The sequence below is a fragment of the Pseudonocardia sp. T1-2H genome, from assembly GCF_038039215.1.
Lineage (GTDB): Bacteria > Actinomycetota > Actinomycetes > Mycobacteriales > Pseudonocardiaceae > Pseudonocardia.
Genome location: NZ_JBBPCL010000001.1, coordinates 1655444 through 1681988, shown reverse-complemented (window position 1 = coordinate 1681988; position 26545 = coordinate 1655444). Strand labels below are relative to the sequence as shown.

General features: G+C 70.8%; 22 protein-coding genes and 3 pseudogenes. 14 read left to right on the top strand and 11 right to left on the bottom strand.

What is annotated here, in order from left to right; all coding sequences use genetic code 11:
• Positions 1–77: 77 nt before the first annotated feature.
• The 7 genes from WBK50_RS08405 to WBK50_RS08375 all read right to left on the bottom strand — a co-directional run bounded on the left by WBK50_RS08405 (position 78) and on the right by WBK50_RS08375 (position 6968).
• Complete coding sequence (locus WBK50_RS08405; protein ID WP_341335045.1) at positions 78–1319, bottom strand: alpha/beta hydrolase; 1242 nt, start codon at positions 1317–1319, stop codon at positions 78–80.
• The gene (locus tag WBK50_RS08400) at positions 1316–1564 is read right to left on the bottom strand and encodes a hypothetical protein (protein ID WP_341335044.1); all 249 of its coding nucleotides are present in this window, start codon (positions 1562–1564) and stop codon (positions 1316–1318) included. The genes WBK50_RS08405 and WBK50_RS08400 overlap by 4 nt, the downstream gene beginning before the upstream one ends.
• Positions 1561–2232, bottom strand: a complete 672-nt coding sequence (locus WBK50_RS08395) for a VOC family protein (protein ID WP_341335043.1) — start codon at positions 2230–2232, stop codon at positions 1561–1563. The genes WBK50_RS08400 and WBK50_RS08395 overlap by 4 nt, the downstream gene beginning before the upstream one ends.
• Before the next feature lie 129 nt (positions 2233–2361).
• Positions 2362–3072: a TetR/AcrR family transcriptional regulator gene (locus WBK50_RS08390; protein WP_341335042.1), complete on the bottom strand. Its 711-nt coding sequence runs from the start codon at positions 3070–3072 to the stop codon at positions 2362–2364.
• 22 nt (positions 3073–3094) lie between these two features.
• A complete protein-coding gene (locus WBK50_RS08385) occupies positions 3095–3817 on the bottom strand; it encodes a maleate cis-trans isomerase family protein (protein WP_341335041.1) in 723 nt (240 codons plus the stop codon).
• Positions 3814–5448 carry a (2,3-dihydroxybenzoyl)adenylate synthase gene (locus tag WBK50_RS08380; RefSeq protein ID WP_341335040.1) on the bottom strand — a complete coding sequence of 545 codons (1635 nt, stop codon included), beginning with the start codon at positions 5446–5448 and terminating at the stop codon, positions 3814–3816. The genes WBK50_RS08385 and WBK50_RS08380 overlap by 4 nt, the downstream gene beginning before the upstream one ends.
• Positions 5445–6968, bottom strand: a complete 1524-nt coding sequence (locus tag WBK50_RS08375) for an FAD-dependent monooxygenase (RefSeq protein WP_341335039.1) — start codon at positions 6966–6968, stop codon at positions 5445–5447. Before WBK50_RS08375 ends, WBK50_RS08380 begins: the two co-directional genes overlap by 4 nt.
• Before the next feature lie 143 nt (positions 6969–7111).
• On the opposite strand from WBK50_RS08375, the pseudogene WBK50_RS08370 reads away from it, so the two are divergent.
• The 6 genes and pseudogenes from WBK50_RS08370 to WBK50_RS08335 all read left to right on the top strand — a co-directional run bounded on the left by WBK50_RS08370 (position 7112) and on the right by WBK50_RS08335 (position 17380).
• Positions 7112–9209, top strand: a pseudogene (locus WBK50_RS08370) (hydantoinase/oxoprolinase family protein).
• Positions 9206–11508, top strand: a pseudogene (locus WBK50_RS08355) (hydantoinase B/oxoprolinase family protein). The pseudogenes WBK50_RS08370 and WBK50_RS08355 overlap by 4 nt, the downstream one beginning before the upstream one ends.
• A gap of 494 nt (positions 11509–12002) precedes the next feature.
• Entirely contained in the window at positions 12003–12341 is a 339-nt protein-coding gene (locus tag WBK50_RS08350; RefSeq protein WP_341335036.1) for a hypothetical protein, read from the top strand.
• 190 nt (positions 12342–12531) lie between these two features.
• Positions 12532–12822, top strand: coding sequence for a hypothetical protein (locus tag WBK50_RS08345; protein ID WP_341335035.1), 291 nt, complete (start codon positions 12532–12534; stop codon positions 12820–12822).
• Positions 12823–14126: 1304 nt separating this feature from the next.
• Positions 14127–16973: a BTAD domain-containing putative transcriptional regulator gene (locus WBK50_RS08340; protein WP_341335034.1), complete on the top strand. Its 2847-nt coding sequence runs from the start codon at positions 14127–14129 to the stop codon at positions 16971–16973.
• Entirely contained in the window at positions 16973–17380 is a 408-nt protein-coding gene (locus tag WBK50_RS08335) for a hypothetical protein (protein ID WP_341335033.1), read from the top strand. The genes WBK50_RS08340 and WBK50_RS08335 overlap by 1 nt, the downstream gene beginning before the upstream one ends.
• Before the next feature lie 6 nt (positions 17381–17386).
• On the opposite strand, the gene WBK50_RS08330 is transcribed toward WBK50_RS08335, so the two are convergent.
• On the bottom strand, positions 17387–18052 hold the full coding sequence (locus tag WBK50_RS08330) for a hemerythrin domain-containing protein (protein WP_341335032.1): 666 nt from the start codon (positions 18050–18052) through the stop codon (positions 17387–17389).
• A gap of 137 nt (positions 18053–18189) precedes the next feature.
• Here WBK50_RS08330 and WBK50_RS08325 point away from each other — a divergent pair, with 137 nt between their 5' ends.
• Together WBK50_RS08325 and WBK50_RS08320 are read left to right on the top strand one after the other, a co-directional pair.
• A complete protein-coding gene (locus WBK50_RS08325) occupies positions 18190–18837 on the top strand; it encodes a hypothetical protein (RefSeq protein WP_341335031.1) in 648 nt (215 codons plus the stop codon).
• Between the two features lie 117 nt (positions 18838–18954).
• Positions 18955–19938: a methyltransferase gene (locus WBK50_RS08320; RefSeq protein ID WP_341335030.1), complete on the top strand. Its 984-nt coding sequence runs from the start codon at positions 18955–18957 to the stop codon at positions 19936–19938.
• 694 nt (positions 19939–20632) lie between these two features.
• Here the strand turns inward: WBK50_RS08320 and WBK50_RS08315 are convergent.
• Both WBK50_RS08315 and WBK50_RS08310 read right to left on the bottom strand, forming a co-directional pair.
• Positions 20633–21115, bottom strand: coding sequence for an acyltransferase (locus WBK50_RS08315; protein ID WP_341335029.1), 483 nt, complete (start codon positions 21113–21115; stop codon positions 20633–20635).
• Positions 21116–21431: 316 nt separating this feature from the next.
• Positions 21432–21947: pseudogene (locus WBK50_RS08310) on the bottom strand (mycothiol-dependent nitroreductase Rv2466c family protein); the annotation flags it as partial.
• Between the two features lie 32 nt (positions 21948–21979).
• Here WBK50_RS08310 and WBK50_RS08305 point away from each other — a divergent pair.
• The 4 genes from WBK50_RS08305 to WBK50_RS08285 all read left to right on the top strand — a co-directional run bounded on the left by WBK50_RS08305 (position 21980) and on the right by WBK50_RS08285 (position 23840).
• Positions 21980–22243 carry a hypothetical protein gene (locus tag WBK50_RS08305; RefSeq protein WP_341335027.1) on the top strand — a complete coding sequence of 88 codons (264 nt, stop codon included), beginning with the start codon at positions 21980–21982 and terminating at the stop codon, positions 22241–22243.
• Between the two features lie 270 nt (positions 22244–22513).
• A complete protein-coding gene (locus WBK50_RS08300) occupies positions 22514–22729 on the top strand; it encodes a hypothetical protein (protein ID WP_341335026.1) in 216 nt (71 codons plus the stop codon).
• A 297-nt stretch (positions 22730–23026) separates the two neighbouring features.
• Positions 23027–23305, top strand: coding sequence for a cadmium resistance transporter (locus WBK50_RS08295; protein WP_341335025.1), 279 nt, complete (start codon positions 23027–23029; stop codon positions 23303–23305).
• A gap of 169 nt (positions 23306–23474) precedes the next feature.
• The gene (locus tag WBK50_RS08285) at positions 23475–23840 is read left to right on the top strand and encodes a hypothetical protein (protein WP_341339588.1); all 366 of its coding nucleotides are present in this window, start codon (positions 23475–23477) and stop codon (positions 23838–23840) included.
• 201 nt (positions 23841–24041) lie between these two features.
• Here the strand turns inward: WBK50_RS08285 and WBK50_RS08280 are convergent, their stop codons facing one another.
• Positions 24042–24626, bottom strand: a complete 585-nt coding sequence (locus WBK50_RS08280; protein ID WP_341335024.1) for a GNAT family N-acetyltransferase — start codon at positions 24624–24626, stop codon at positions 24042–24044.
• A 559-nt stretch (positions 24627–25185) separates the two neighbouring features.
• On the opposite strand from WBK50_RS08280, the gene WBK50_RS08275 reads away from it, so the two are divergent.
• Positions 25186–25872 carry a hypothetical protein gene (locus tag WBK50_RS08275; RefSeq protein WP_341335023.1) on the top strand — a complete coding sequence of 229 codons (687 nt, stop codon included), beginning with the start codon at positions 25186–25188 and terminating at the stop codon, positions 25870–25872.
• 19 nt (positions 25873–25891) lie between these two features.
• A complete protein-coding gene (locus tag WBK50_RS08270) occupies positions 25892–26125 on the top strand; it encodes a hypothetical protein (RefSeq protein WP_341335022.1) in 234 nt (77 codons plus the stop codon).
• Positions 26126–26545: the final 420 nt, after the last annotated feature.

The following is a 26545-nucleotide window of genomic DNA, read 5'->3' as shown; positions in this document are numbered from 1 at the left end:
GTCGGGGTCCGCGACGCTGCCGACGGGGGCGCGGAGGAGGACATGGCGACAGTGCCTTTCCGTGTGGAGGCCGCCGCTCAGATCGGCGGTGCGAGGGGGAAGCGCTTGTCCAGCCAGCCGCGGATCTCCTCGGCGGCAAGTTGGTTACCCGTGGGCTCGCCCTCGGCGATGGCGCCGCCGAAGTGCAGGCCGCGGACGGTGGCGACGGTGAGGTCGCCGGCCCCGAGGGCGGTAATCATGCGGCGGCTGTCGGCGGGGAACGCAGCCTGGTCGCCGGTCAGCTCGACGAACAGCGTCGGCGCGGTGACGCCGGGGGCGCAGCGGACGAAGTCCGCCTTCGAGCTGAGCCCGGACCAGGTGGAGAGCCACGCCTCGGGGGTGGTGAGCCGCCCGAACCCGACCTGACCGTAGTCGATCAGGTCTGGGCGCTTGCCGAACAGGGAGCCGTACGGCCGCTCGCTCGGGTCGAGCGAGAGATCGACGTTCCGCGGGTCGGCGTCCGTGCGGAAGATCGTCATGATCGTCGGCGCCAGCGACCGTCGTCGGTCGGCGGCCGCACCGGACTCCTTGAACGCCGCGCGGGCCTCGGCGGTGCGCGCCAGCGCCTGCCGCGCGACCGCGTCGATCCGGGCGACCCGGTCGCGCTGCGCGGCACGGTAGCGCGCCAGGAACTCCGGTGTGTACGAGGAGCTCTGCGGCGGCTCCGCGAACCCGTTCGCCGGGTTCCACGGGTCCATCTCGGGCACGACCGCCAGGGGGTCCGTCTCGTCGGCGACCGAGGGATCGATGCAAGCCAGCAGCAGCTTGCCCTGGCCGGGGTGCGGGGCGAGGAAGATCGCGCCGTCGGCCAAGGGCATGGCGGCGTCGGCCAACTTCGTCAGCCGACCGCCGGGGGTAGTGGCGATCCGGGCCCCGGGGGCGAGCGCCGCCTGCTCGAGGTAGTAGGCGAACAGGGTGCCGCCACCGGAGTGCCCGAGCACGACCACGTGCTCGAAGCCGGTGTCGCGCAGGAAGACCTGCCCGGCGGCGACGTCGAGCAGGGCCTGCTCGTGGACCAGGGTCAGGTCGTTGTTCACCGACCGGGTGTGTTGGGTCCACACCGCGACCCCGGACTGCAGCAGCAGCGGGACGAGCGGATGGTGCGTGACGTCCTGGCGCGGGTGCATCAGGCACACCACGGTCCGCGCGCCGGGCACGGTGGCCAGCACACCGCGGACGGTCGCCCCGTCCGACGTGGTCAGCTCGTGGACGGACGTGACCGTCGAGGTGGGCCGCTCCTCCGCCGCGAGGTAGCGGCCCGCCCCCAAGCGCCCGGTCATGCCGGCTCCACCCGCAGCGCGTCCTTGTCGTGCTGGGTGATCCGGCCGTCCCGGGCCACCCCCGCGACGCACGAGTACCAGACCGCGTGCCGGCAGCCCGCCGCGCGGCGGTCGATCACGATCGGACCGTCGGCGGTGATCACGAAGTACGGACCGATCTGGCCGACGGTCACGGACGGGTCCTCGGCGGCGACCTTCGCGACGGCGGTGTTCTCCGGGACGTCTAGCACGTAGAGGGTCGTCACCGGGCCGGCTCCCAGTCCGCTGTACTTACCCACCCCGCCTGCTCCGCAGGCTGCCGTCCCCCGAGCCGCTCGACGATCAGCTCGGCCTTGCGCGCCAACAACTTCCCGAAGCTCGGCTCCGGCTGCGCGACGACGTCCAGCAGGGCGTCGATCGTGAGGTTCGCGTCGAGGTCCTCCTGCGACGTGACCGGCCGCATCGCGCGGGTGATCTCGAAGAAGTAGCCGTTCGGGTCGTGGGTGTAGATCGACTCGATCGTCTCGTGCTGGATCTGCATCTCCACCGGCCAGTCGCTGGCGTCGAGCCGGCGGCGGTACTCCAGCAGGTCCTCCTCGTTCTCCACGTGGATGGCGAGGTGCCGGGACCGGACGAAGTACTCGGGCACGTCGGCGCCGAAGCGGCCGTAGACGTCCCCCTTCGCCCCTTCGGGTCCGCCGAGCGAGGTGTCGGTGCCGAAGTAGTAAAAGAAGGCGATCCGGTCGTCGTTGCCGATGTCGAAGAAGAAGTGGATGAAGTCCGGGTGGTCCTCCGGCCCCCAGCCCGCGGCGCAGATCGAGTGCACCACCGGGAAGCCGAGGACGTCCCGGTAGAAGCGCACCGTGGCCGCGGGGTCGAAGGTGGGGAACGCGACGTGGTCGACCCCCCGTACCCGGTGGTCCAGCTCTGTCATCAGTACCTCCGTGACGGTCTTGCGGTGCTCACCCACGACCCTACGCCGTGATTGACGCTTGAGTCCATAGTTTGACGCTACAGACGATATGCCGCGCGCACGAGGTCCCGGACCCGTCGGCGCGAGTCGTCAGAGGTCGAGGGTGCGCTCGAGGTGGTCGAGGTCCTGCCGCAGGAGCTTGATCGCCGCGGCGGGGCCCTCACCGCCGGGAACCTGGTGCTCGGGGCGCTGCAGGGCGGCGACGGCCATGTCGGCGAGCTGCTCAATCACGCCTTCGGCGCTGTAGCGGCCACCCGGGTGGAACCACCAGGCCACCCAGTTGCACATGCCGAGCACGCCGAGGGCCGCGACCCGGGCGTCGACCGGCCGGAACACGCCGGCGCGCACGCCGTCGTCGATCACGCCGGCGATGGTCTTCAGTACCGCGCGGCGGCCCTCGTCATAGGCCGCCGTCAGCTCCGCGGGCAGCTCGGCCTCGGAGCGGATGAGCAGCCGGAACCGCTCGGGCTGGGTGGCCCGACGGCGCACGAGAACCTCGACGATCCCGCGCAGCGTCGCGATGGGGCCGAGCCCGCGCGCCACCAGCGCGGTGAGCTCGTCGAGCGGCCCGCTGGTTACCTCGGTGACCAGCTTGGCCAGCAGCTCGTCCTTGCTCTTGACGTAGTAGTAGAGGGCAGGCCGGGTGATGCCCAGGGCGTCGGCGATGTCCTGCAGGCTGGTGCCGGCGAAGCCACGCTCGGCGAACAGCCGTGTCGCGTGCTCGTAGAGTTCGTTCTCCACCAGCTCCCGGCGGGCCGTGCTCGCCCCGCCGCGCTTGCGCCCGGTCCCGTTGCCGCTCATGTGCTGATGGTAGGGGCCGGTGTCACCGGCTCCCCGCGAGCAGCCGTCCCGCGCCGGGCAGCACCGGGTCGAGGCCGAGGCCGGTGAGCAGCGCGTACGCCCCCGCCGTGGCGGCAGAGAGCACCGGCAGCCCGAACTCCTCCTCGGCCGGGGCGACGAGGTTGAGCGAGGGCATCTGCACGCAGGCGGAGATGACCAGGGCGTCCGCGCCGGTCAGGTCGAGGCCCCGGGCGGCCTCCATGACCCGGTCCCCGGGGATGCACCCGACCTCGGTGTTGTCCCCGACCTCGAGCGCTGCCCAGTCGACGACGGTGAACCCCTCGGCCTCCAGGTAAGCCACGACCTGCTCTGCGAGGGGTCGCATGTAGGGCGTGACCAGCCCGATCCGGCGGGCGCCGAGCGCATTGAGCCCGTCGACCAGGGCGCCGGCGCTGGAGAGGATCGGGGTGTCCGGGAGCTGGACGCGGACGGCCTTCTCCACACGTTGGTGCTCGCCGGGCCCCTGGGCCATCAGCGCGACGAGGCAGGCGTAGAGCAGGGCGTCGACGTGGGCGTCGGCCAGCTCGTCGACGCAGCGCTCGCGCTGGGCGTTCATCGCCTTGAGCTCCTCCGGCGACACCTGGTGCATCCGCATCCGGCTGGAGTGGAAGGAGAAGCTCTCGGCGTGGCGGCCGAGCAGGGCCGGGATCTCGGTCTCGACCGTCACATTGGAGCTGGGGACGACCAGCCCGATCCGGTGTGTCACTGGGCGGTACTCACTTTCTGGGCGATGTCGGCGGCCAGGCGCTTCTTGTCCGTCTTGCCGACGAGGGTGCGGGGGATCTCGGGGAGGTGTTCGATGCGTTCGGGCCACTTGAACTTGGCGACCTCGAGGGCGGCGAAGTGCTCCCGCACCTCGAACAAGGTCAGCTCCGCGCCCTCCACCACCACGTAGGCGCAGGTCCGTTCGCCGAGCCGCGGGTCCGGCATCGGCACGACGGCGACCGCCGTGATCCGCGGGTGACGGAGCAGGAGCAGCTCCACTTCCTCGGCGTTGATCTTCTCGCCGCCGCGGTTGATCAGGTCCTTGAGCCGGCCCTCGATGGAGACGTACCGCTCGCCCTCGATCGTCACGAACGCGGCCAGGTCGCCGGTGCGGTAGAAGCCGTCGGAGGTGAAGGCACGGGCGTTGTGCTCGGGTGCGTCGAAGTAGCCGGGCAGCGTGTACGGACCGCGCGCGCACAGCTCGCCGACCTCCCCCTCGGCGACGTCGGCCTCGGAACCGGGATCCAGGATCCGCACCTCGTCAAGCACGGACAGCGGGGTCCCCACCGTCGTCAGTCGCGCCTCCCGCGGCGCGCCGGGCCGGGTCGTCAGGAACAGCCCCTCGCCCATCCCGAACAGCTGCCCCGACCAGAGCCCCCGGGCCTCCAGAGCGTCGAACAGCGCGGGCGGGACCTTGCTGCCGGACAGGACGAGCTGGGTCAGCGCCTTGGCGGCGGCGTCGAAGTCGGGATGATCGACGGCGCGGTAATGGCCGTGCCCGAGCAGGACGTGGGTGGCGCCCTCGCGGGCCATCAGCGGGAGCGACTCGTCGAGGTCGGGGGTGCCGAGGACGAGGCAGGCGCCGACACTGTGCGGACCGTGGACCGCACAGACGATGCCGGCGTTGTGGATGATCGGGATCAGATGCGCGACCCGGGTCTCGCAGGTCCAGCCCCAGGACCGGGCGTACTCGGCGGCGTTGTACCAGTACTCGGCGTGCAGACGAGGGATCACCTTGGGCACGCCGGTGGTGCCGCCCGAGAGCTGGTAGACGGCCACGGCATCGGGGTCGATGTCCCTCTGGATCTTCTCGACCAGGGCGCGGGCGTCGGCGGGGTCCTTGTCCCGACCGAGTGCGGCGATCGGCACGCCGCGCGGGTCGTCGCCCAGGACGAGCACGTGCCGGAGCGTCGGGTGGTCGCGCCGCTGCTCCTGGGCGAACCCGACGAGGTCGAAGCCGCGCCCTTCCGCTTCGATCAGGTGGGCGACCGCGCCGACGCGGCGGCTGATCTCGCCGATCTCGTGTCCGCGGTGCGCGGCGAGCGTGGCCACGGGGATCAGCCCGGCCTTGAGCACGCCGTACCAGGCGACCACGGCCTCGAGCCGGTTGGCGAGCTGGAACAGCACCGGATCACCGGGCCGCAACCCCAACCCGGCCAGCCCCGCGGCGAGGAGGTCGGTCCGCTGGTCGAGCTCGGCGAAGGTGAGCCGCCCCTCCAGCGCGACGACGGCGTCCCGGTCCGGGTGGGCGCGCGCGATCCGGTGGAACTCGGTGGCGATCGTGGCGGTACCCCACAGGCCCGCCTCGCGGTATCGGCGGACGGCTGCCTCGGGGTACGGGACGAGTGTCATGCGATCTCCTCGGTGAGCGCCACCAGATCGGTGCGGCCGCTGACCAACCCGGCGGCGAGATCGTCGCGCAGCGCGGCCGGTCCCTGCACCGCGGTCAACGCGCCGGTCTCCAGCCGGATCCGTTCGGCCAGGTCGAGCCGGGTGAGCAGAGCCGGGCGGGCCGCGGACCCGGTAATCAGCACGCCGTCCGTTCCGCGGGCCCGCGCGACCAGCGCGTCCCCTTCCGGCGACCAGGGGTCGCCGAGGTCGGCAACCAGCCGCTGCAGCTCGGGGACGGCGGTGCGGTTCGAGAACGACCGGTCCCCGTGGGTGAGCGGCCGGTCGAGCACCCAGTCCACGAGCTCGCCCGCCGTGGGCTGCCCGCTGCCGTACTGGCGCAGGGCCGCGTCGACGATGTCAGGGCTAGTCTGGGCGAACCGGTCCAGCGGGACGTTCCCCGCCCGGGACATGTACGCCACCATCAGGCGCTCCACCGGCAGCCGGGTGCGCGACGGGAACGACTCCCACCACAGCTGACTGCGCCGGGCCAGCTCCTGCAGCCGCTCGACCGCGGGGCGTCGGACCTCCTCGTACCGGGTGAACGCGGTAGCGACGTCCGGGGCCTCCCGCAGCGCCTCGACCAGCGCGATCGCGTCCTCCATCGCCAGCTTGGTGCCGGAGCCGATGGAGAAGTGGGCGGTGTGCGCGGCGTCGCCCAACAGCACCGTGTTCCCCTGCGCCCAGCGGTCGCAGCGGACGGTGCGAAAGCGCAGCCAGCGCGTCCGGTTCCCGATCAGCGGACGGCCGCGCAGCTGCTCGGCGAAGACCTGCTCCAGGTACCGCAGGGAGGTCTCGTCGGAGGCGTCGAACGGCGTGCCGTCGGACTCCAACGCCGCAGTGGTGACGTCGAACCCCACGCGACGCCAGGTCTCCTCGTCGGTCTCGATCAAGAAGGTCGAGCGGCCGCCCGAGTAGGGATAGGCGTGCGTGACGAAGACCCCGTGCTCGGTCTCGACCGGCGCGAACACCGCGGCGTCGAGCGCGAACTCGGTACCGCACCACAGGTAGAGGCCCTTGCCGACCTCGACCTGCCCGCCGAACGCGCCGTTCTCGCGGGTCGCGCTCGACACGCCATCCGCGGCGACAATAACGTCCGCGTCGAGCTCCTCGGCCCTGCGTCGGCCGCCGAACTCGAGCTCGACGCCGGCCTTCTCGGCGTGCCGTTGCAGCACGGCGAGGAGCTCGGTGCGGGCGATGCCGATCAGCCGGTCGTTACGCACCCGGGCGACGTGTCCCCCGACCTGCATCGTCATGTCGTGCCGCAGGCCGCCCGCGACCAGCTCGCGCAGCGTGTCGGGATCCGCGGCCTCGAGCTTGCGCTGCGTGCCGGCGGCGAGCCCGACCCCGAACCCGAACGTCGTGTCCGGATCCCCCTGCTCGTACACGCGGACCTCGCACGCGGGGTACGCGAGCTTCAGCAGGCGCGCGACGTAGAGCCCGCCCGGGCCCCCGCCCAGCACCGCGACTCGTCGTGGCTGCATCACCGGACCTCCGATGGCGTCAATTGACTGTTGCGTCGACTATTCGACGGCACCGCAGCCCAAAAGTCAAAGTTGACCCTGTCGTAGCTGTTGAATAGTCTACGCAACCGTCAGTCACCTCACTGCGCGAAGGAGCGCCAGCCATGGCCTATGTCATCGGCGTGGACGTGGGCGGCACGTTCACCGACGCCGTGCTCGACGACGACGCCGGGACCGTGCTCGCCGCGAAGTCCCCGTCCACCCCGCCGGACTACTCGCGGGGCGTGCTCGACGTCCTCGCCCTATTGGCCGAGCAGCTCGGGAAGACCCTGCCGGAGATGCTGGCGGAGACCCACCACATCGCGCACGGCACGACCTCGTCGCTCAACGCGCTGGTCATGGGCAACGTGCCACCGGTCGGATTCCTCACCACCAAGGGCCACCGCGACTCGATCTTCATCATGAACGTCGAGGGCCGCTACCTGGGCCGCTCGCCGCACGAGCTGCAGCACGTGCTCGGGCAGAACAAGGACCACGCGCTGCTGCCCAAGCGGCACGCGCTCGAGGTCACCGAGCGGGTCGACCGGGACGGCACCGTGGTCGTCGGGCTGGACGAGGAGGAGGCCCGCGCCGCGATCCGCTCCCTGATCGCGGACGGCGTCGCCGCCATCGCCGTCTCGCTGCTGTGGTCCTTCCGCAACCCGGTGCACGAGCACCGGCTGCGCGAGCTGATCGCCGAAGAGGACCCGAACCTCTTCGTCGCACTGTCCTCCGAGGTCAGCCCACGCATCCGCGAGTTCGCCCGTAACGCCACCACGATCATGAGCACCCAGATCGGGCCCGGCTTACGGGACTACCTCGGCACCCTCGAGACCTCGCTGCGGGACAACGGGTTGCGTGGCCCGCTGCTCGTCATGCAGTCCAACGGCGGCGCCGTGGCCGCCAAGGAGGCGCCGGCGGCCGCGATCAGCACCGTCGGGTCCGTCCTCACCGGCGGCGTCGTGGGATCGGTGGCCTTGGGCCGCCAGCTCGGCCACCGCAACATCATCTCTACGGACGTCGGCGGCACCACCTTCCTGGCCGGCCTGGTCGTCGACGGCGAACCCGTCCGCGACACCACCACGGTGATCAACCACCACCCGATCAACGTCCCCACGCTGCGCGTCGACGCGATCGGCTCCGGCGGCGGCGCGATCGCCTGGCTCGACGCGGGCGGCAACCTGCGGATCGGCCCGCGCAGTGCGCAGGCCGTGCCCGGCCCCGCCTGCTACGGCAACGGCGGCACCGAGCCCACCAACACCGACGCCAACCTGGTGCTCGGCATCCTGCCCGAGAAGGGGCTGCTCGGTGGGCGCAAACCGCTCTCGCTCGAGCTGGCCCGCCAGGCCATCGACACCCAGATTGCCAAGCCGCTCGGGCTGTCGGTCGAGGAGGCCGCGGCGGCGATCTACACCGTGCAGAACGCGCAGACCGGCGATCTGCTGCGCAAGACCGTCGTCGAGGCCGGGCATGACCCGCGCAACTTCGTGCTCTACGCCTTCGGCGGGGCGGGCCCCGCGCACTGCGCCGGCTACGCCGCCGAGGTGGGCTGCGACGAGGTCTTGGTCCCGCTGGGTCCCGTGGCGTCGGCGTTCTCGGCCTTCGGGCTGGCGTCGTCGGACATCGTGCTGGCGGCCGAGCTGTCCGACCCCACGGTCGTGCCGTTCGACCCGGCCCGCGCGGGGCGCAACTTCGCCGACCTGGAGAAGCGAGTCCTCGAGGGGCTCGACCGGCAGGGCGTGCGGTTCGAGACCGTCGAGCTGCACCGCGAGATCGACATGCGATACACCATGCAGCTCGCCGAGGTCACCGCCCCGGTGCAGGGCGGCTCGCTGGATATGGCGGCAGTCGAGGCCGCGGCGGCGGCGTTCGAGAAGCGCTACGCCGAGCTGTTCGGCAAGGACGCGGGCTTCCGCGAGGCCGGAATCCAGGCCATCACCTTCCGCGTCCGCGGAATCGGCGTGCTGCCTTTCAGCCCGGAGCTTCCCGGAGGTCCCCGAGGCCACCGGCCCGGCCGAGCCGTTCACGACCCGACCGGTCCAGCTCGACGCCCGGCGCGGCTACGTCGACACCCCGGTCTACGACTACCGCGAGCTCCGGGCGGGCCACGTGCTGACCGGTCCGGCGATCGTCGAGGTGCCGACCACCACCGTCGTCATCCCCGGCGGGACGACCGGCACCATTGACCACCTCGGCAACCTCACCATCCGGAGAACCGCATGACCATGCCGATCCCCGGCTCGGAGGCCTTCTCCAGCCGCCCCGTCGACCCGGACGAGCTGGCCCGCTCGCTGCCCTCGTCGCTCGAGATCCACACGGTCACCCAGGAGCAGATCGACGCCCTGGACCCGCTCACCTACGAGGTCATCCGCCACCGGCTCTGGTCGGTCACCGACGAGATGGGCGAGGCGCTCAAGCGCATGTCCGGCTCGCCGATCGTCACCGACGCCAACGACTTCGACTTCGCCATCTCCGACGAGCTCGGCCAGGAGGTCCAGGTCGGCCTCTACAACACCATGCTCGTCGGCGCCGTGGACCTCGCGATCTACTGGACGCTGCGCAACCGCGCCGAGAACCCCGGCATCGAGGCCGGCGACATGTTCCTGTGCAACGACCCCTGGGTCGGCGGCGGGCTGCACCAAAACGACGTGATGGTCTACCAGCCCGTCTTCCACGACGGCAAGCTCTTCGCCTGGACCAGCGCGATCGCCCACCAGCCGGACCTCGGCGGCGTCGGGCTCGGCTCCTTCTCCCCGCCGCACAGGACGTCTTCTCCGAGTCCCTGCCCACCCCGCCGATCAAGGTCGTGCGTGGTGGGCAGCTGCAGCGCGACGTCGCCGACGTCTGGGTGCGCCGGTCCCGCGTCCCGATGCTCGTCGGGCTGGACCTGCGCGCCAAGATCGGCGCGAACAACGTCGGCGGCGAGCGCCTACACGCGCTCATCGACCAGTACGGCGCGGACACGGTCAAGGCCGTGATGAAGCGGATGATGTCCGACGCCGAACATCGGCTGCGCAGCAAGCTCGCCGCCCTGCCGGACGGCAGCTGGACCGCCACCGGCTACCAGGACCAGTCGCACGAGGGCGACCGGGACCTGCACAAGATCACCGTCCGGACCACGAAGACCGGTGACCGGCTGACCTTCGACTTCACCGGCACCGACCCGCAGGCCGGCGTCATCAACTGCACCTACGCCGGCCTGCGGGGCGGCGTCATGCTCGCGCTGCTGCCGATCCTGGCCAACGACATCCCGTGGTCCGCAGGCGGGCTGATGCGCTGCTTCGACCTGGTCACCGAGGAAGGCACGCTCAACAACGCGACCTTCCCCGCCGCCGTCGGCCGCGGCCCGATCGGTCCGGCTTGGCTGACCGGCAGCCTGATCGCCGAGTGCCTGTCGCAGATGCTCGACCGGGACCTGGAGCTGGGCAAGAACGTCCAGGCCACCTGCTGCGGCACGTGGGACACCGCCGTGATCGCCGGGCTGGACGAGCGCGGCGAGCACCCCGCCCCGTTCCTGTCGATCATGATGGAGCCGATGGCGGGCGGGTACGGCGCCCGGCCACACGCCGACGGCGTGGACACCGGCGGGCTGTTCTGCATCCCCATGGGCCGGGTGCCCGACGTCGAGATGACCGAGTTCCTCTACCCCGTGCTGACCCTTTGGCGGCGCGAGGTTCCCGACTCGGGCGGACCCGGACGGCAGCGCGGCGGGCTGGGTGCGTCGCTGGCGATCACCCCGCACGGCACCAGCCTGCCCATGGGGCTGGTCCTGGCCTCGGCAGGCAAGGCCGTGGCGCAGAACGCCGGCCTGTCCGGCGGGCACCCCGGCAACAGCGGGCTGGACGTCGTCGCGCGGCAGAGCCGGGTCGCCGAGATCCTCGCGTCGGGCCGGATGCCCTCCTCCCTGGAGGAGGTCGGCGACACCCTGGAGCCCGGGCAGAACTACGCCTCCAGCTACCTGGCCCCCGGTGAGGTCTTCGCGATGACCTGGCAGGGCGGCGGGGGCTACGGCGACCCGCTCACCCGCGCCCCCGAGGCCGTCGCCCAGGACGTGCGCGAACAGAAGATCACCGCCGACGCTGCGACCGGCGTGTACGGAGTGGCCCTGCGGGACGGCTCCGTCGACGCCGCGGCGACCGCGGCCGAGCGCGCCCGGCTGCGTGACGTGCGCCGGGACCGCTCCCGGGTCAACGGTGAGACCCGGGGCAAGGCTGATCTGGCATCGGTCAAGCGGATCGACGACAACCTCGTCGAGGTCGGCGACACGATCGCCTGCGTGCACTGTGCCGAGATCCTCGGGGACACCGGCGCCCGACGGCTGGCCCTGGCTGTGTACGACGGCCCGCCCACCGATGCCGGACCGCAGATCATCGCCACCGCGGCGGACTACGTCGACGCACCCGTCGTCTTCCGCCAGTACAGCTGCCCGTCCTGCTGGACCGCACTGTCCTCCGCGGTGGTCCCCGCCGACCACCCGGACCACGCAACCACACTCGGCCGACTGACCGTCACCGCCGGGTAGAGCGGGTCGGGGTGGGTGAGCGGCACACCGCTGACCCACCCCGACCCCATCCCCACACACAGCGACGCGCCCCGACGACCACACCCGGCCAACCCCCAGCTCCCCGGGGGCAATGACCTGCGGATGTACCGACGTTCCTTGTGAGAAGGAGGCTTCTCGTAGTTGGCGGCGTGTCGTCAGCCTCAGGGAGGGGTCCGGACCGGCTCGGCCGATGCCGCCTCGCCTAGAGGTTCGCGCGCACTCCGACTCCCGGGGCGGCGCCAGCACGTCGAGGCTCTCCACGGGTTCGCCGTCAAGCAACACGCGGCCGGCGCGGAAGTGCTCCTCGAGGCGCTCGGGAGAGATTGGGGCGGCCAGCATGCGGGACCGGACAGTCGACTCGGTGGGGTGTTCGTCGTTCACGCCGCGCGTGCAACGCGCGGCGTGGCTCTAGGATTCTCGGGGTCGCGCTCCCCCGCGGCAGACCGATCCGGATCACACCAGCGGGGGACCTTATGCCCGACGACCGCGACGCCCGTCTCGCCGAGCTCCGCCGTCTGCGCCTCGGCGACATCCTCTACCCCGGGAACTCCGGGTGCGCCGGCGCGCGCGGTGGCAGTGGGGCGCCCGGCCCGTGCCAGGGCGAGGTGACCGCGGCCGCGAGGAAGCACTACCGCGGGCCCAAGCCACAGCGCGCCCGGATCTTCCTCTGCGACCTCCACACCCCCCTCGAGGCCGCCGAGCCCCTCACCGACGCCGACCGAGCCGAGCTCGCGCGCCGACAGGCGGAGGCTGCGTACTGGGCGGCAGTCTCGGCACGGCAGCGCGCCGCGCACGGCATGGTCGGCTGGTGAACCATCAGTGCACTACGAACTGGGGCCAGCGACCTGACACCGCAGCTTCATCTGGACGAGCCCCCAACTCTGCGCATGGGATCGCGGCGACGCTTCCACCAGCGTGTTCCTCGTTCCGGGCTAGCGTGACGGGCCTTGCCCGCGGCCAGGTCGGTCACCTCCACGCGGTCGCGGAACCTCCGAGCCGGGCTTGGTCTTCAAGCTCGCGCCGCCGGCCTCTCCGGCGCGCGGCGGCCTGATGGGCGGCTGGGCCAGCGAGCAGGGGAAGCCCCCAGCCGAAAACTTGGAAGCCCGGTCGATGCTGGCCGTCCTGGTCGCGGCGACCGTGTTGACGGTCGCGACGAACAGCATGGTGACGGTGCTGCTTCCCGACATCGGGCGTTCCCTCGTTGCGGGTCCGGTTGCCCTGGGTTGGACAGCGACCGGTGCGCTGGAACAGATCGCCCGCCGCGTAGCGCAGGAGACAGCGGCAGGTCGGTGAGACCCGTTCACGCCTCCAGGCCAGAGCAAGTGCAGAGCGGATTACCTAGACGGTGAGCCCGGTCGAAGGTGGTGGCCCGTCAAGGCGGTAGGGCCGGTGGATCCAGCCCCATCAGCTCGCCGGCCAGCAGCGGGGGTGAGCCAGCCCACGCGGGTGGTCCGTGAAGCCCCACACGACGGCGCAGGCGTATCAGCCAGGATTCCTTCCGTTATCCCGGGTAATAGACAAGCGTCCGAGCCGTCTACGAAACGCCGAACGATCACTCGGCGACTGTGTCCCCGAAGGCGTCGATGCCACGCTGCCACAACGCCGCAGCATCGGCCTCCCGCCCCGGCACCTCGTGTAACCACTGAGCCAGCTCCCAGAGCGCACTGCTCTCGCCCCCGGCGGCCGCCTCCCGGTACACCCGCTCGACCTCGCCCGCCCGCCCGCCCCGGCACCCTGCACAACCACCGGGCCAACTCCTGCAGCGCTCCAGGATCACCCGCCGCGGCCGCCTCCCGGTAGAGCTCGACGATGTGGTCCTCCCGCCCTGGCCTCAGGCTCAGCCAACCAGCCAGGTCCCGCAGCGCGCGCGGATAGCCCGCCTCGGCCGCCTCCCGGTAGACCTGCTCGGCCTCGTCCTCACGCCCCGGCGCCCTGCTCAACCACCGGGCCAACTCCCGTAGCGCGACAGGATCACCGGCCGCGGCCGCCTCCCGGTAGAGCTGCTCGACGTCGGGCTTCTGCTCCAGCACTTTGCTCAACCACCGCAGGGCGTATGGGCCGGGCGCGTAGTAGCTGAAGGTGGCGACACCGAGGGTGCGGCTCCAGCGCCGCAGCAACTGCATGCTGATGTAGTCCAGCCGGGTGCCGGTGGCTTCGAACGCGACCTTCGTGATGGCCTCTTCGCAGATGCCGGCCAGAAGTTTGCGACTCACCGGCTTCTTCCGAGCCTTCATCCGGGCCGCGATGCGCCCGACATACTCGCGAACGCCGGTGTCGATCCGTTGCCGCTCGGCGGCCCAGCCGATCGGGGTCAGCACACAGGACCGCAGCGGTTCGGGCAGCCGTTCCAGCGCCGGCACCGCGTCGGCCGACAGCCCGCACCGGCGACCGCGCTCGGCCTCTGTCGGCCCTTGTCGCGTCCGGGTCGGTTCCGTCTGGAGATCGGCGGGACCTCCGGGGCATCATGGGGGCATGGCGACGGTGGAGCGGATCGGGTCGGAGCACGGGTTGTCCGGCCACCTGGTGGACTTCGTCGCCGCGTTGCGCACCCACGGCGTGGCCGTCGTGGAGGCCCTGCTCCCGGTATGACCCCAGCGGTGATCAGCGCAGTACGTGTCCGGGTCCTCGGCCCACTGCGCGCGGACGTCGACGGCCGGCCGGCCGATCTCGGGGGCCGCACCCGGCGTGCCGTGCTGGCCCGGCTCGCCGTCGGCGGTGGTGACGTGGTGTCCACGGACGCGATCGTCGACGATCTGTGGCCCGGTGAGGCGCCGCCGCGGGCACTGAGCGCGCTCCAGGTGCACATCTCGCACCTGCGCCGGGCCCTCGAGCCGCACCGGCCGCCCCGGGCGCCGGCCACCGTGCTGCTCAGCGTTCCGCCCGGCTACGCGCTGGCCCCGCACTCGCTCGACACCCTCCGGTTCACCGCCCTGCTCGACGCCGCCGCCTCGGCCGACCCCGCCGTGGCCGCCCAGCATCTGCGCGACGCGCTCGCCTGCTGGTCCGGTGCGGCGTTCGCGGAGTTCGCCGCCGAGCCGTGGGCCGTGCCCGAGGCGGCCCGGTTGGAGGAGCTGCGCCTCGTCGCGGTGGAGCGATGGGCCGACGCCCGGCTGGCGCTGGACGACCCCGCGGCCGCCGTCCCCGATCTGGAACGGCTGCTGCACGACCATCCGCTGCGCGAGGGAGCCGTGCGGCTGCTCGCGCTGGCGCTCTACCGCACCGGCCGGCAGGCCGACGCGCTCGCGGTGCTCGCCCGCGCCCGCCGGAGGCTGGCCGACGAGCTCGGTGTCGATCCCGGCCCGGAACTGCGCGCGGTGGAACGTGACGTCCTCGGGCACGTCGACCACGTCCTTCCCCGGCCGGTGCCCGTCGCGCCCGCCCCGCCCGCTGTCCGGTCGCCCGCACCGGACCTCGTCGGGCGCACGTCCGAGCTGGGACGGCTGCGGGGGGCGGCCGACAGGGCCGTCGCGGGGGCCCAGGTCGTCCTCGTCTCGGCGGACGCGGGCGGTGGGAAGTCCGCCCTGGTCGCCGCGTTCCGGGCGGAGCGCGCCGCCGCCGGGTGGACCACCGCGGTCGGCCGCTGTCCCGAGGTCGACGGGGCTCCGCCGGCGTGGGCGTGGCGGGAGCTGGTGGAGGAGGTCCTCGCCGCGCATCCCACCGACGCCGACATGGACGAGCGGCTCGCCGCGCTGCGCGCCGGGCCGACCGCCGCGCAGGAGACGTTCTGGATCGCCCGCGCCGTCGTCGATCTGCTGCACGGCGCCGCCCGCTCGGGCCCGCTGCTGCTCGTGCTCGACGACCTGCACCGGGCCGAGGGCGAGACGCTGCAGCTGCTGCGGTCGGTGGTGGCGGGGCTGGCCGGGGCGCCCGTGCTGGTCGTCGCGACGCTGCGGCCCGCCGAGGTCGGGCCCGACGTCCAGGCCGCGCTCGCCGCGCTGGCCGAGCCGACCGCCGACCGCATCGAGGTGGGTGGCCTCGGCCCCGACGAGGTCCGCACCCTGCTGGCCCGCCACGGAGTCGCCGGCGCGGACCCTGCCACCGTCGCCCTCGTCGCCGACCGCACCGGGGGCAATCCGCTGTTCGTGCGGGAGCTGGCCCGGTTGATCGCCGCGGAGGGCGTCGCGGCCGCCGGGCACGCCGTGCCCGCGGGAGTCCGTGACGTGCTCCGCCGACGGCTCGCCCGCCTCCCGGGGCCCGCCCAGACGGTGCTGCGGCAGGCGTCGGTGCTGGGCCGTGACGTCGACGTCGACGTCCTGGCGCAGCTCACCGCCGACGAGGACGCCACGCTCGACGCCCTGGAACTGGGCGTCCTCAGTGGACTGCTGACCGAGCCGGCGCCCGGCCGCGTCCGGTTCACCCACGCGCTGGTCTGCGACACGCTCTACGCCGACGTCCCGCGTCTGCGTCGCACGCGGCTGCACGCGGCGACGCTGGACGTGCTCGCCGCGACCCACCCGGACGACCACGCGGCCCTGGCCCGCCACGCGCTCGCCGCGGGCCCGTCCGTCCCCGCCGAGCGGGCGGCCGAGCACGCCGCCGCGGCCGCCGGTGCCGCCGACCGTTTCGGAGCCCGCCGCGAAGCCGCCCGGCTGTGGGGCGCGGCCGTGGAGCTCGCCGTGGCGGCCGGGATGGACGTCCAGCGGGAGATGGCGCTGCGCTGCTCGCACGTCTCGGCGCTGGCCAACGCGGGCGAGAGCATCGCCGCGGTGCGGGCCCGGCGCGTGGCCGTCGACCGTGCCCGCGAGTGGCCGCCACTGCTGGTCAGCGCTCTGACCAGCTACGACGCCCCCGTGTCGTGGACGATCCGGCCCGACATGGGCGTGGACCACGACCTGGTGGAGCTGATGGAGACCGCCCTGGCCGCCACCCGTGACGCCGCAACGCGGTGCCGCCTGTTGGCCGCGCTGGTGTTCGAGCTGGAGAGCCACGACGACGAGCGGGTGCGGTCGGCGAGCGCGGAGGCGATGACGCTCTCCGCAGGCCTCGACGACCCGCACCTGCGCTGCACGGCGCTCAACGCGAGGTTCTTCGCGGCGCTGGGCCCGGACCTGTGGCAGGAGATGGAACCGGTCGGCACCGAGCTCGTGACCACGGCCCGGACCGCCGGGCTCGCCGGCTACGAGTCACAGGGCCACCACGTGCTGTTCATGGTCAACACCTCGCGCCACGATCTCGCCACCGCGCAGCGGCACGCCGACGCCGCGATCGCGTCGGCCACAGGCGGCCAGCTGGGCCTGACACTGGGCTGGGCCGCCATCTTCCAGGCGCTGCAGTCGCTCGTGCACGGCGACCTCGACCGCGCCGAGGCCATGTACGCGGCGCTGAGCGAGCAGCTCGTCGCGGCGGGCGCGGTCAACGGGGACCTCATCGGCGTGGCCGGCCGGTTCGCCGTGCGCCATGCACAGGGCCGCACGGCCGCTTCGCCCCCGAGCTGCTGGAGCTGATGCCTCGGCTGCCGCTGACGATGGTCGACTACGTGGTGGTGGCACTCATCGCCGCCGGGCGGATCGACGAGGCCCGGGCGACGTGGCGCCCGGACGTGATGCTGCCGCGCAACTACTACTGGTTGCTGTGGACGGTGCTGCGGGCGGAGATCGCCGTCGCTCTCGCCGACCGTGTCGAAGGCACCCGCCTGCACGCCGAACTGCTGCCGTGGGCGGGCTCGTTCGCCGGGCTGTCGAGCGGGTCGATCACCCTCGGCCCGGTGGACCTGGCGCTGGCGGATCTCGTGCTGCTGCTGGGCCGGCCGGCCCAGCAGCGGGAGGCACACCTGCACGCCGCCGCCCGGCTCGCCCGCGAGGTCGGCGCGCCCCACTGGGAGCGCCGGGCGCTGGACGCCCTGCGGTCCTGACGCCCGTCAGGCGAACACGAGCCGTTCCCGGCGCCGGTGGCCGGGCCGCATCAGCCGGGCCAGCACCGCGGGTACCGGACCGGCCACGGCCCGCATGTGCGCCCACTCGTCGGGGCTCGCGACATCGGCCATGCGGGGCAGCACGAACTGGGCGCCGGGACCGTTGCGCCGCACCTCCTCCTCGATGCGCTTCCACTCGGCCGCCGGGACGTAGCGCTCGATGACCGGGAACAGACCGGACTCCTCCGCGTCGAGGTGCTCGTCGATCTCGTCGCGGACTCGGGCCAGCCGAGCCGCCAGCTCCCCGGCGGCCGGGCCCCGGGCGCCGGCGCGGGCCGACGTCAGGCCCTGGACGGCGGAGCGCACCTCGTCGAGCAGCGGGTCGAGGGCGTGGTGGTCGTCGGTGAGCACGGCGAGGTCGACGCAGCCGGAGGCGTAGCGGGTGATCACCGGCCAGGCGATCTCGTCCTCCGAGGTGTGGTGGTGGTGGATCTCGTCGCACAGCGTCCCGATCCAGGCCGCGATGGCGGCGGCCCTGCGGTCGGTGCAGCCGCATGCGCCGGAGGCGATGCGCTCGGCGACGTCGGTCAGCCGGTGCAGGTCGGTGCGCATCATGCGGTGCGCGAGGGTGATGCCGAGCAGGTCGGGGGCGTCGGTGCTGGTGGTGGACACGGTGGATTCCTCTCGTCGGGGACACCACCGTCACCGGCACCGCTTTCCGCCGACTTGCCCCGTGCTTGCTCAGCTGTTGTCGTTGCGCGCGCCGAACCGCCTCACCACCCCGACGTCGCCGGTGACGAGGCTAAGGATTGTCGGTGACCGGCGCTAGGCTTCTGACCAGGATGAATACCAGGCGGGTGGTCGTTCCCGACCTCGGTGACGCGGTCATCGAGGTCGTCAGCGACCTCACGGAGATGCTCATCGCGCTCGTCGACGAAACCCTGGAAAGTGAGCTGCCGTCGGTGCTTGCCGATGGCTTCGGGCTCGAGGCCCTGGACCGGATCTGGGTGGTCCTCAAGCCGACTCAGGAGCGCACCGCCCCGCGGCTGTTCGCCCCTGAGTGGCGAGCGGAGTATCTCCGGCTTTCCGTGGTCGACCTCGACGCCGCGGATCTCGCGACCATGGGTGAGGCGATCCGAGCGCTGGGTGCGGGGCTGCTGACCGGAGATCGGCAGATCACCGGAGCGCTTGTGGACTTCTCCGACGCCGCTCCTCCCGCCGCGGTCGCCGGCACGACGCCGGCCGACATCATCGCCTCCTTCGCGAGACTGCACGGTTTGCTCGACCTCGCCTGGACCGACGATGCCGAACGCCTCGACGAGCAGCTCAACAAGGCCGGCGCCGCCGAGGAGCTCGTCCTGGATTCCCCTACCGCGGCCGCATACCTGAGGCTGGCCTCGCGCTTCGGCGCTATGTGGGAACCGCACCCCGACCTCGAAAGGTCAGACGAGCGATGACGACAGGGGCTAGCTTAGGGTCGCAGTCCAGTCGAGGAGAACACCATCCCGCTCAGGGGAGGCTCGGTCGATGCTATGGCGGGTGATCCGGGCCAACCGGTGGCAGGGTCGTCACAGATGCTGCAGATGCTCAACGCCGGGTTCACCATGCGGGCTCTCTGTGTGGCTGCCGAGCTCAAGATCGCTGACCGATTGGCTGCCGGGCCCCGGACGTTGGCCGAGTTGGCCACCGCCACCGGCACGCACCAGCAGTCCCTGGGGCGACTGCTGCGGCTGCTCGCCGGGGCCGGGGTGTTCCGCGAGGAACCCGACGGGCGGATCGCGCTCACGCCGCTCGGAAAGTGCCTGCGCAGCGACGGGCCGGACTCGGTGCGGGATTGGGCACTCTACCTCGGCTCTCCCCAGCTGTGGGAGGTCCTCGGCGCGCTGCGCGACACCGTCACGACCGGTGAGCCGGCGTTCCCGCGGGTGCACGGCCTACCCTTATGGGACTATATGAGCGAACACCCGGACTTCGCGGCACCGTTTCACCGCTGGATGAGTCAACAGTCCGCTCAGCACAACGCGGCGGTGGTGGCGGCCTACGACTTCTCCCCGTTTCGAGTGGTCGCTGACATCGGCGGCGGACAGGGCTCCACCCTGGCCGCGATCCTGCAGGCCAACCCGTCGCTGCGCGGCATCCTGCTCGACCTACCGCAGGTCGTCGCTCACCCCGCCCCGCTCGACGAGGCGGGGATCGCGCCGCGCTGCGAGGTCATCGGCGGCGACATGCTGCGTGCAGTGCCCGAAGGCGCCGATGCTTACCTGGTCAAACGCATCCTCATGTCCTTCGGCGACGAGCAGGCCACCACGATCCTGGGCAACTGCGCGGCGGGCGCACCCGCCCACGGCAGGGTCCTGGCCGTCGAAATGGTCCTGCCAGCGGGCAACGAGCCAAGCCCAGCGAAGACCTTCGACGTGCTGATGCTGCTGCAGCACACGGGGGCCCGCATCCGCACCGAAGCCGAATTCACTGAGCTGTTCACCGCCGCCGGCCTGCGCCTGACCAGGATCATCCCCACAGCCTCCCCCAACAGCATCCTCGAAGGCGCCCCCACCTAACTAGTACTCCAGCCGCACTTCGTTAGGTGATCTTCCGTTAGGCTTTGATCTTGTGGAGTCGGTGGAGGATCTCGAGGGCCTGGTAAGCGCCGCGGATGAGGTCTCGTTGGACTGGCCAGACGTTCAGGAGCGCTCTGCTTGCTAACCCGCCGAAGCTGCGCATGTCCAGCTCGCACGCTATACAGCTCTCACTTCAGAAATGCCTTGCACGCCATCCTGCAGTACGTCCTGGCGCGTTCTTGGCGAGTGCTCGTCTTCGATTCACCCTGTCTTCTAAGGGGGGATCACCCGTTCCGCTACTGGTCTCCGCCGGGAGGCATCGAGTCACCCACAGGTGTCGCGAACGCCCCGTCATCTTTGACCTGCTGACCGTAAGACGGCGCTTGCGATGCACATTAATAATAGGTCGGAGGTCGTCCAGAGGTCTGGGATGACGCGTGCCCGCCAGATAAATGAGCCGACTGCACCAGGACCATGACCGCAAGCGCCGGGTATCAGCGTGATGGATGTGTCTCGCGGCTGATGAGCAGGTCAATCCAGCCGTGACGATGGGCGCTGCCGGGCTACCGGGGGCAGCGGCTTCCTCGTGACCTTGATGCCGCCTCTGGTGGTGGACCCGTCCGCCCGCGACCCGTTCCAGCAGTGCGTCCAACGCCGCCACCCACCCGAGGCGCAACCCGCCTACGTGGCAGCCTCACTCCTGGTGAGCGTCTGGCGGAGTCAAGTAGCGGATGAGCCTCGCTGGGTTGCCGGCCACCACTGCATACGGCTCGACGTCCTTGCGTACCACCGATCCGCCACCGACGACGGCGTGCGCGCCGATCTTCACCGGCCCGGCGACCATTACGTTGGTGGCCAGCCATGCGCCCTCACCGATCTCGATGTCGTAGCCGCTGCGCGGGATGGCCCGTTGTCGATCAAGACCGAACTTGTCTACCTCGTGCACCCCGGCCAGTACGCAGACGTTGTGCCCGAAGAACACATATTCCCCCACCGTGATATGACCGCCACCGGTGTTGAAGATCGCATTATTGACGACGGCGGTCGGATGGATCCGCAGTCGGGCGGGATCGCTGTGGACGCGGTAGCGGTACAGCGCGTCCAGGCGTTCCTCTTCGATGCGCTCCACGACCAGCCGAGCAACAGTCGACCTGAGCAATCGGTCGAGCAGTCGCATTGAAGACTCCGCTCCTCGCGTTACCACCGTCATCTCGTCGTGGGCGGTGGTTGACCAGTTGACAGCGGCAGGGTAGCGCGATCGGGCGGTCTGGCAGTCCCGCCAACGCCGCCTGAACCTGGACCCGGTGTCCGGTGTCCGGTGTTCGGTGTTCGGTGTTTCGATTCCAGCAGCGGCCGGGCCCACCAGCACTCCGCAGCCCGCGCCCGTCGACGGCGTTCCATCGGGCCGGACCCGGCCGACCGCGCAAGCGCCCGGACCGACTACCACCGTCAGGTGATCAAGACAGGCAAACTAACGAAGTGCGGCTGGAGTACTAGTCATAGCGAAGGTCCCCTGACCGGGTTCGTTTCAGCTCCGAGAAGTGTGGGTTGCGTGCGATCAGCAATGTCCCGTCGAACATGTCGAGGGCTTCCTGACCCCGCGGTATCGCGCTGAGCACTGGCCCGAAGAACGCCACACCGTCTACGTGGATGGTGGGGGTGCCGACCTCGAGGCCGACTGGCTCCATGCCGGCGTTGTGGCTCTTCATGATGGTCTCGTCGTAGTCCGTGGTGTCTGCAGCCGCAATGAGTTCGTCCGCGTTCATGCGGGCGAGTACGTCGCGGATCACTTTGTCTCTGCCGCGGACTCGTTCGACGTGGAACAGCCGCCCGAACGTCTCGTAGTAGCTCCTGAGCCCGGGCTGGCCGAGCCGTTCGTCCACCGCGGCCGCGACCCGTACGGGCCGCCACGCGCTGTCGAGGCCTTTCTCGGACTCGGGGACGTGCCCCTCGCGGCCGTCGTTGAGGACGGCGAGGCTCATGGTACGGACGGTCAGGTCGATCTCCCGCTGGGCTTCGACGTGTCCTCGGCGCGGCGGCCGTGACCGCCGGGAAGACCGACACCTTCCTCGGCGAGCGCTACCGGCGCATCGCCCGGCGCCGGGGCAAGAAGAGGGCGATCGTCGCGGTCGGCCGCTCGACCCTGGTCATCATCTGGCACCTGCTGTCTGCCCCCGGCGCCCGCTACCGTGACCTGGGCTCCGACTTTTACGACAACCGCATCGGGCCGGACCGCAAGAAGCGCAACCACGTCCGGCAACTCGAGGCCCTCGACTTCAAGGTCACCCTCGAACCCGCGGCCTGAGCACCACCACAGCCCGACCCCGACCCGACACGCACCTGGCCGGTGGGCCCCGTTCGCCCGTCCCCGACTCATTTTCGGGTTAGTGGCTCGACACGCTGGGTCGACCAGGTAATTGATCTCGCCGGGTGAGCCCGGGACATCTGCGGGGCCGGCGCGGCGGCCGGCTCATCAGCAGACTTGTGGAGCACATCGGTGCTGTATCGGTTCGGTGAGCGAGCCGGAGAGCGTCGGCATCCGCGAGATGCGCGACGAGGAGCGGTATCGATCCACGTGGACACCTCGGCCCTACTCGAACTCGTCAAGGACGACGAGGCCGAGGGGCCCGCGCTCCGTGCCGACATCGCGGGGACCGCCGAGCCCTGCCTCGTGTCGAGCGCCCTCCTGACCGTCGAGGCCCGTCGAGGCATGCTCCGGGTGCGGCCGCCCGGTCCGCCGAAGCTGGACCTGCTTCTCGCGGACGTCGCAGCGTCGTGTGCAGGAGGCTGAAGGCCGAGGAGGCCGCCCGGAACGGCGCGATCCCCGGGCCGACGGGCCCGGTAGGAGGCGGCCTTCCCATCCCTCGGTGAACCGCAAGGCCGCTCCGCACTCGGAAGTCGGCTTCTCACGTCCCGGATCTCTGCGGTCCCGGCCCGACGGGACGAGCACGGGCGGTACTACTGGTCCACCGGGGCCGAAGTCCCCTCGACGCCGGAACCTTCACGATGAACGCTTCCGTGCCGAGCGATGAACATCGAGTGAACCCATCGCGACCCCACCTACGTCCCGGCGACGGGCACGATGTCGGTGGCCGGGCTGACCGCCGCCAACGGCGTGGACAACGTCACCGTCTATGTCCTGCTCTTCACCGGCCTTCCACCCGGCAGCGAAGTGTTGACCATCGTGACGTTCTTCGTCCTGCTCGGCGGCTGGTGCGCGGCCGCCGCGCTGATCGGTAGCCGCAAGCAGGTGGCCGCGCTCGTCGGCGGATTCGGGCGCTGGCTCATCCCCACCGTGTTCATCGTCATCGGCGGGTGGGTCCTCGTCAGGTCCGGAGCGCTGGCGAACCTCATCGCCTCCCGATGACCCCCACCCGATCCCGCAGCTGGACTCGCGGGTGGCGGGCGAGCCAGCCGCGCACCGCCGGGTGCTTGTGGGTGCCAGGTTGTCGCAGACGACGTGCAGCTCGCGGCGCGGATAGGCGGCGGCGACCTGCTTGAGGAAGGCCAGGAACTCCTGGTGGCGGTGCCGCTCGGTGCACGCTTCGGTGATCCCGGGCGGGAGCTGGTCTCCATCTCGGCGCCGACGTTCGTCGCGCCGATGTCCGCTTCGACGCCTGAGCCCCGCACCACCCCGCTGCCCCGACCCGCCCGCGCCGAACTCGGCCACCTCCTCACCACCGGCCGGCGCACACCCGTGGCCGGCCACGATCCCGTCGAGCAGGTTCGGGCAGCGCCCCAGCGAACCCCTCGACTACCTCCAGGTCGCCCCGACCACGGTCGTCGAGCTCGACGTCGACACCTCCTTCGAACAGGACCGGTGGCGCCACGCCACCCGCTACGTCCGGCTGCGCGCCGACCTGCACCCCGGGGATGTGTCCGTCCTCGACTCACCGGCCTGAGCCGAGCAATCTCGGCGCGCCGTGAGGAGATCGGTGCCCCGCTGCACTCCCCTCATCCCCGAAGCGGTGTTGGGTTTAGGCGGGCCGCGTCTTGACGACCCAGCTGCGGATACGGTCCGTTCGCGACCGAGATCGCGGTGTTGTGGGAACAGCCGGGGACCCCGATCCCGAGGCCCGCGCGCCGGCGCGGCCTGTTGCCCCTCAGGTCCTCGTATTGTTCTCATGGTCGGTGTCGGGCAGCTCGACCATCGGGTCGGTGGTCAGATCACCCGGACGGACGCGGTAGACCTGCAAGGTGCGGTCGTAGTACTTGTCGGTCTCCCCGACCCAGGACATGCCCAACCGGCGCGCGGCCGCGATCGCTCTCGTGTTGTCGGGCCGGACCACCGCGAACAGCTCTTCGGCGCCGTGGGTGAATGCCCACTCGATCAGAGCGGCGGCGGACTCGGTGGCAAAGCCCTGCCCCCACGCGTCCGGACGAAGCTGAAAGCTGATCTCCAAATCCTGTTGGGAGGGCGGCAGCAGCCGGATCGCCAACCCGCCCACCACGACCCCGTCGGCGCGACGCTCGATCGCCCACCGCCCCAGCGGCGGGAGAAGATTGACCTGCGCTTCGGCCCAGGCGCCCAATACCGCCTGCATCGCGGCCGTGTCCCCGATCCGGTCCGTGGCCGGGGTCAGCCACCCCGTCACATCGGCGACCCCATAGGTCGCCAACGCATCCTTGGTGTCCAACAGCGTCCAGGCCCGCACCCGCAGACGATCAGTCACCAGCGGAAACACCATCGAGCCACGCTATGACTAGTGCGCGCCTCGGTCCACCCATGTCGGCGACGGGGGGTCGGCGCCGGGGCGTCGTGCGCGCGGGACTGGGACCTGCCCGAAGCGATCCCGGGCGCACGCCCGCTTGGCTTGGGACCCGGGTCGGTCCGGGCCGTAGGCTCCCGCCGCGAGTCGGCAGATCCGTTGGCACCGCGGCGCAGGACGAGCCGGCGAGATCACCTGCAGTCCGGTCGCTGCGGCCCAAACCGGTAGACCAGTCGCGATGACCACGGCCGCGCCCCGGAAGCGCTGCGATTGCCGCTGTTGTGAGCTGGCCAGCGGTGGCTCACGAGCCGTCGGTCCACAGGCCAGGCCGGCCCTCGCTGATCGCGGCCGCGGTGTCGGACAGGCCGGGTTCGCCCAGCGACGTGTGGAACGCGCGACGCCCGGTGGCGGCCAGGAGCGGGCGGATGCCCTGGGGGTTCCGTGGGGCAGAGACGGGATAACTCTTTGACCCTGCCGACCGAGGACCCCTCGGGCTGCACGTAATCTCCGCATGAATGTGTATCAGTAGACTTTGACCATGCCGAGAGACGCTACGAGCGTATGGGACATCATCGGCACGATCGCCGACAGCATTGCGGGCATCGGGGCAGCTGGCGCGCTGATCCTCGGCTTCGTCGTCTTCAAGCGTCAGCAGGACGATAGCCGGAAGGCACAGGCGAACGAGATAGCTGCTGGTCACGGAGACATGCAGCAGCTAGAGGGCGAATCGATGTGGTCCATCGGCGTGGAGTACGCCAACTACAGCAAGTTTCCAATCTACGGACTTCGCTGCAGGATCTGGAACCTCGGTCGTCGGCGTAGCAAGTTCGAGTGGATGACTCACAGTGGCCAGTCTATAAGTGCGGACACTTTGAAACCTGGCGAGAGCCGCGTCGATATGGTCGAGACCATACTTCGGACAGACGAGTGGAAATCTGCTGTCATGTTCACTGACTCTGCTGGAAGAGAATGGGCACGATTCACAGATGGCGCGCTTGTCGGCGGGGTCAAGGACTTTCTCAAGCTGGTGGTCGCTTGTGAGGACTACGTTGACGCGTGGCGAGTAGAAGATCAACAGAGGATAGATGCCGAGAACGAGGTCACCAAGAAGTTCGAGAAGCGGCTTGCGATTGGTCTATGGTTCCATAAACTGAAGCGGCGCGTCACCGGACGACCTATGCCGGAGCAGTACGAGTACCTTGAATATCCTGAAGAGCCATTCTGACACTGCGATAGAATAAGCCGTGCTCCCGCTCCCCGTGCTCGTTAATGATCCCAAGGACTTCTGGAACTACGCCGGAACCATCGCTGACGCCTTTGCTGGAGTCGGTGCAGTCGCAGCGTTCATGCTGGCCCTGTGGGTGTTCCGACGTCAGCTTGACGACAACCGCGAGGCGCAAGCCAGCAAGGTATCAGCTCATAATGAGCCCGCTTACCACTCAGCGCGGGCTGAGGACAACAAGCAGATCACCGTCTAGAAGGTCGCTGCCACCAACCACAGTGACCTACCGATCTACCGGACGATCCTTCGCGTGGACACGTACTGGCCGGGCGAAGAGACCAAGAACGGGAAGGTTGCAGGACCAAGCGTGGTGCTTGGGCAGCTGGCCCCTGGCGAGTCGCAGACAAAGGAGCTGTTCACGAGGGCAGGGAGTAAACGCCCGCCCTGATCATCGTCATCTTCGATGATTCGCGGTCGTACCTGGTATCGCAATTCGGAGGGTGGTGGCTCTCGGGCCTCGTTGGACTGGCAGGCGTTGGAAGTTGGGCCGCGGGCGGACGGGGCGGCCTCTGACTGCCAGCGGTACCTCGCGGCGAACGGGTCCCGGGGCGGCTCGGTCATCCGGACACCAGCCCACCGGGGGGACCAAGCGTGGCTGACCGTGGTGATGATCGCC

What these genes read in the sequence shown, in the direction of transcription:
- WBK50_RS08405 (WP_341335045.1), bottom strand. Translation starts at nt 1,319, where the DNA reads ATGACCGGGCGCTTGGGGGCGGGCCGCTACCTCGCGGCGGAGGAGCGG.
- WBK50_RS08395 (WP_341335043.1), bottom strand. Translation starts at nt 2,232, where the DNA reads ATGACAGAGCTGGACCACCGGGTACGGGGGGTCGACCACGTCGCGTTC.
- WBK50_RS08390 (WP_341335042.1), bottom strand. Translation starts at nt 3,072, where the DNA reads ATGAGCGGCAACGGGACCGGGCGCAAGCGCGGCGGGGCGAGCACGGCC.
- WBK50_RS08380 (WP_341335040.1), bottom strand. Translation starts at nt 5,448, where the DNA reads ATGACACTCGTCCCGTACCCCGAGGCAGCCGTCCGCCGATACCGCGAG.
- WBK50_RS08375 (WP_341335039.1), bottom strand. Translation starts at nt 6,968, where the DNA reads ATGCAGCCACGACGAGTCGCGGTGCTGGGCGGGGGCCCGGGCGGGCTC.
- WBK50_RS08350 (WP_341335036.1), top strand. Translation starts at nt 12,003, where the DNA reads ATGCCCGACGACCGCGACGCCCGTCTCGCCGAGCTCCGCCGTCTGCGC.
- WBK50_RS08335 (WP_341335033.1), top strand. Translation starts at nt 16,973, where the DNA reads ATGCCTCGGCTGCCGCTGACGATGGTCGACTACGTGGTGGTGGCACTC.
- WBK50_RS08320 (WP_341335030.1), top strand. Translation starts at nt 18,955, where the DNA reads ATGCTGCAGATGCTCAACGCCGGGTTCACCATGCGGGCTCTCTGTGTG.
- WBK50_RS08315 (WP_341335029.1), bottom strand. Translation starts at nt 21,115, where the DNA reads ATGCGACTGCTCGACCGATTGCTCAGGTCGACTGTTGCTCGGCTGGTC.
- WBK50_RS08280 (WP_341335024.1), bottom strand. Translation starts at nt 24,626, where the DNA reads ATGGTGTTTCCGCTGGTGACTGATCGTCTGCGGGTGCGGGCCTGGACG.
- WBK50_RS08275 (WP_341335023.1), top strand. Translation starts at nt 25,186, where the DNA reads ATGCCGAGAGACGCTACGAGCGTATGGGACATCATCGGCACGATCGCC.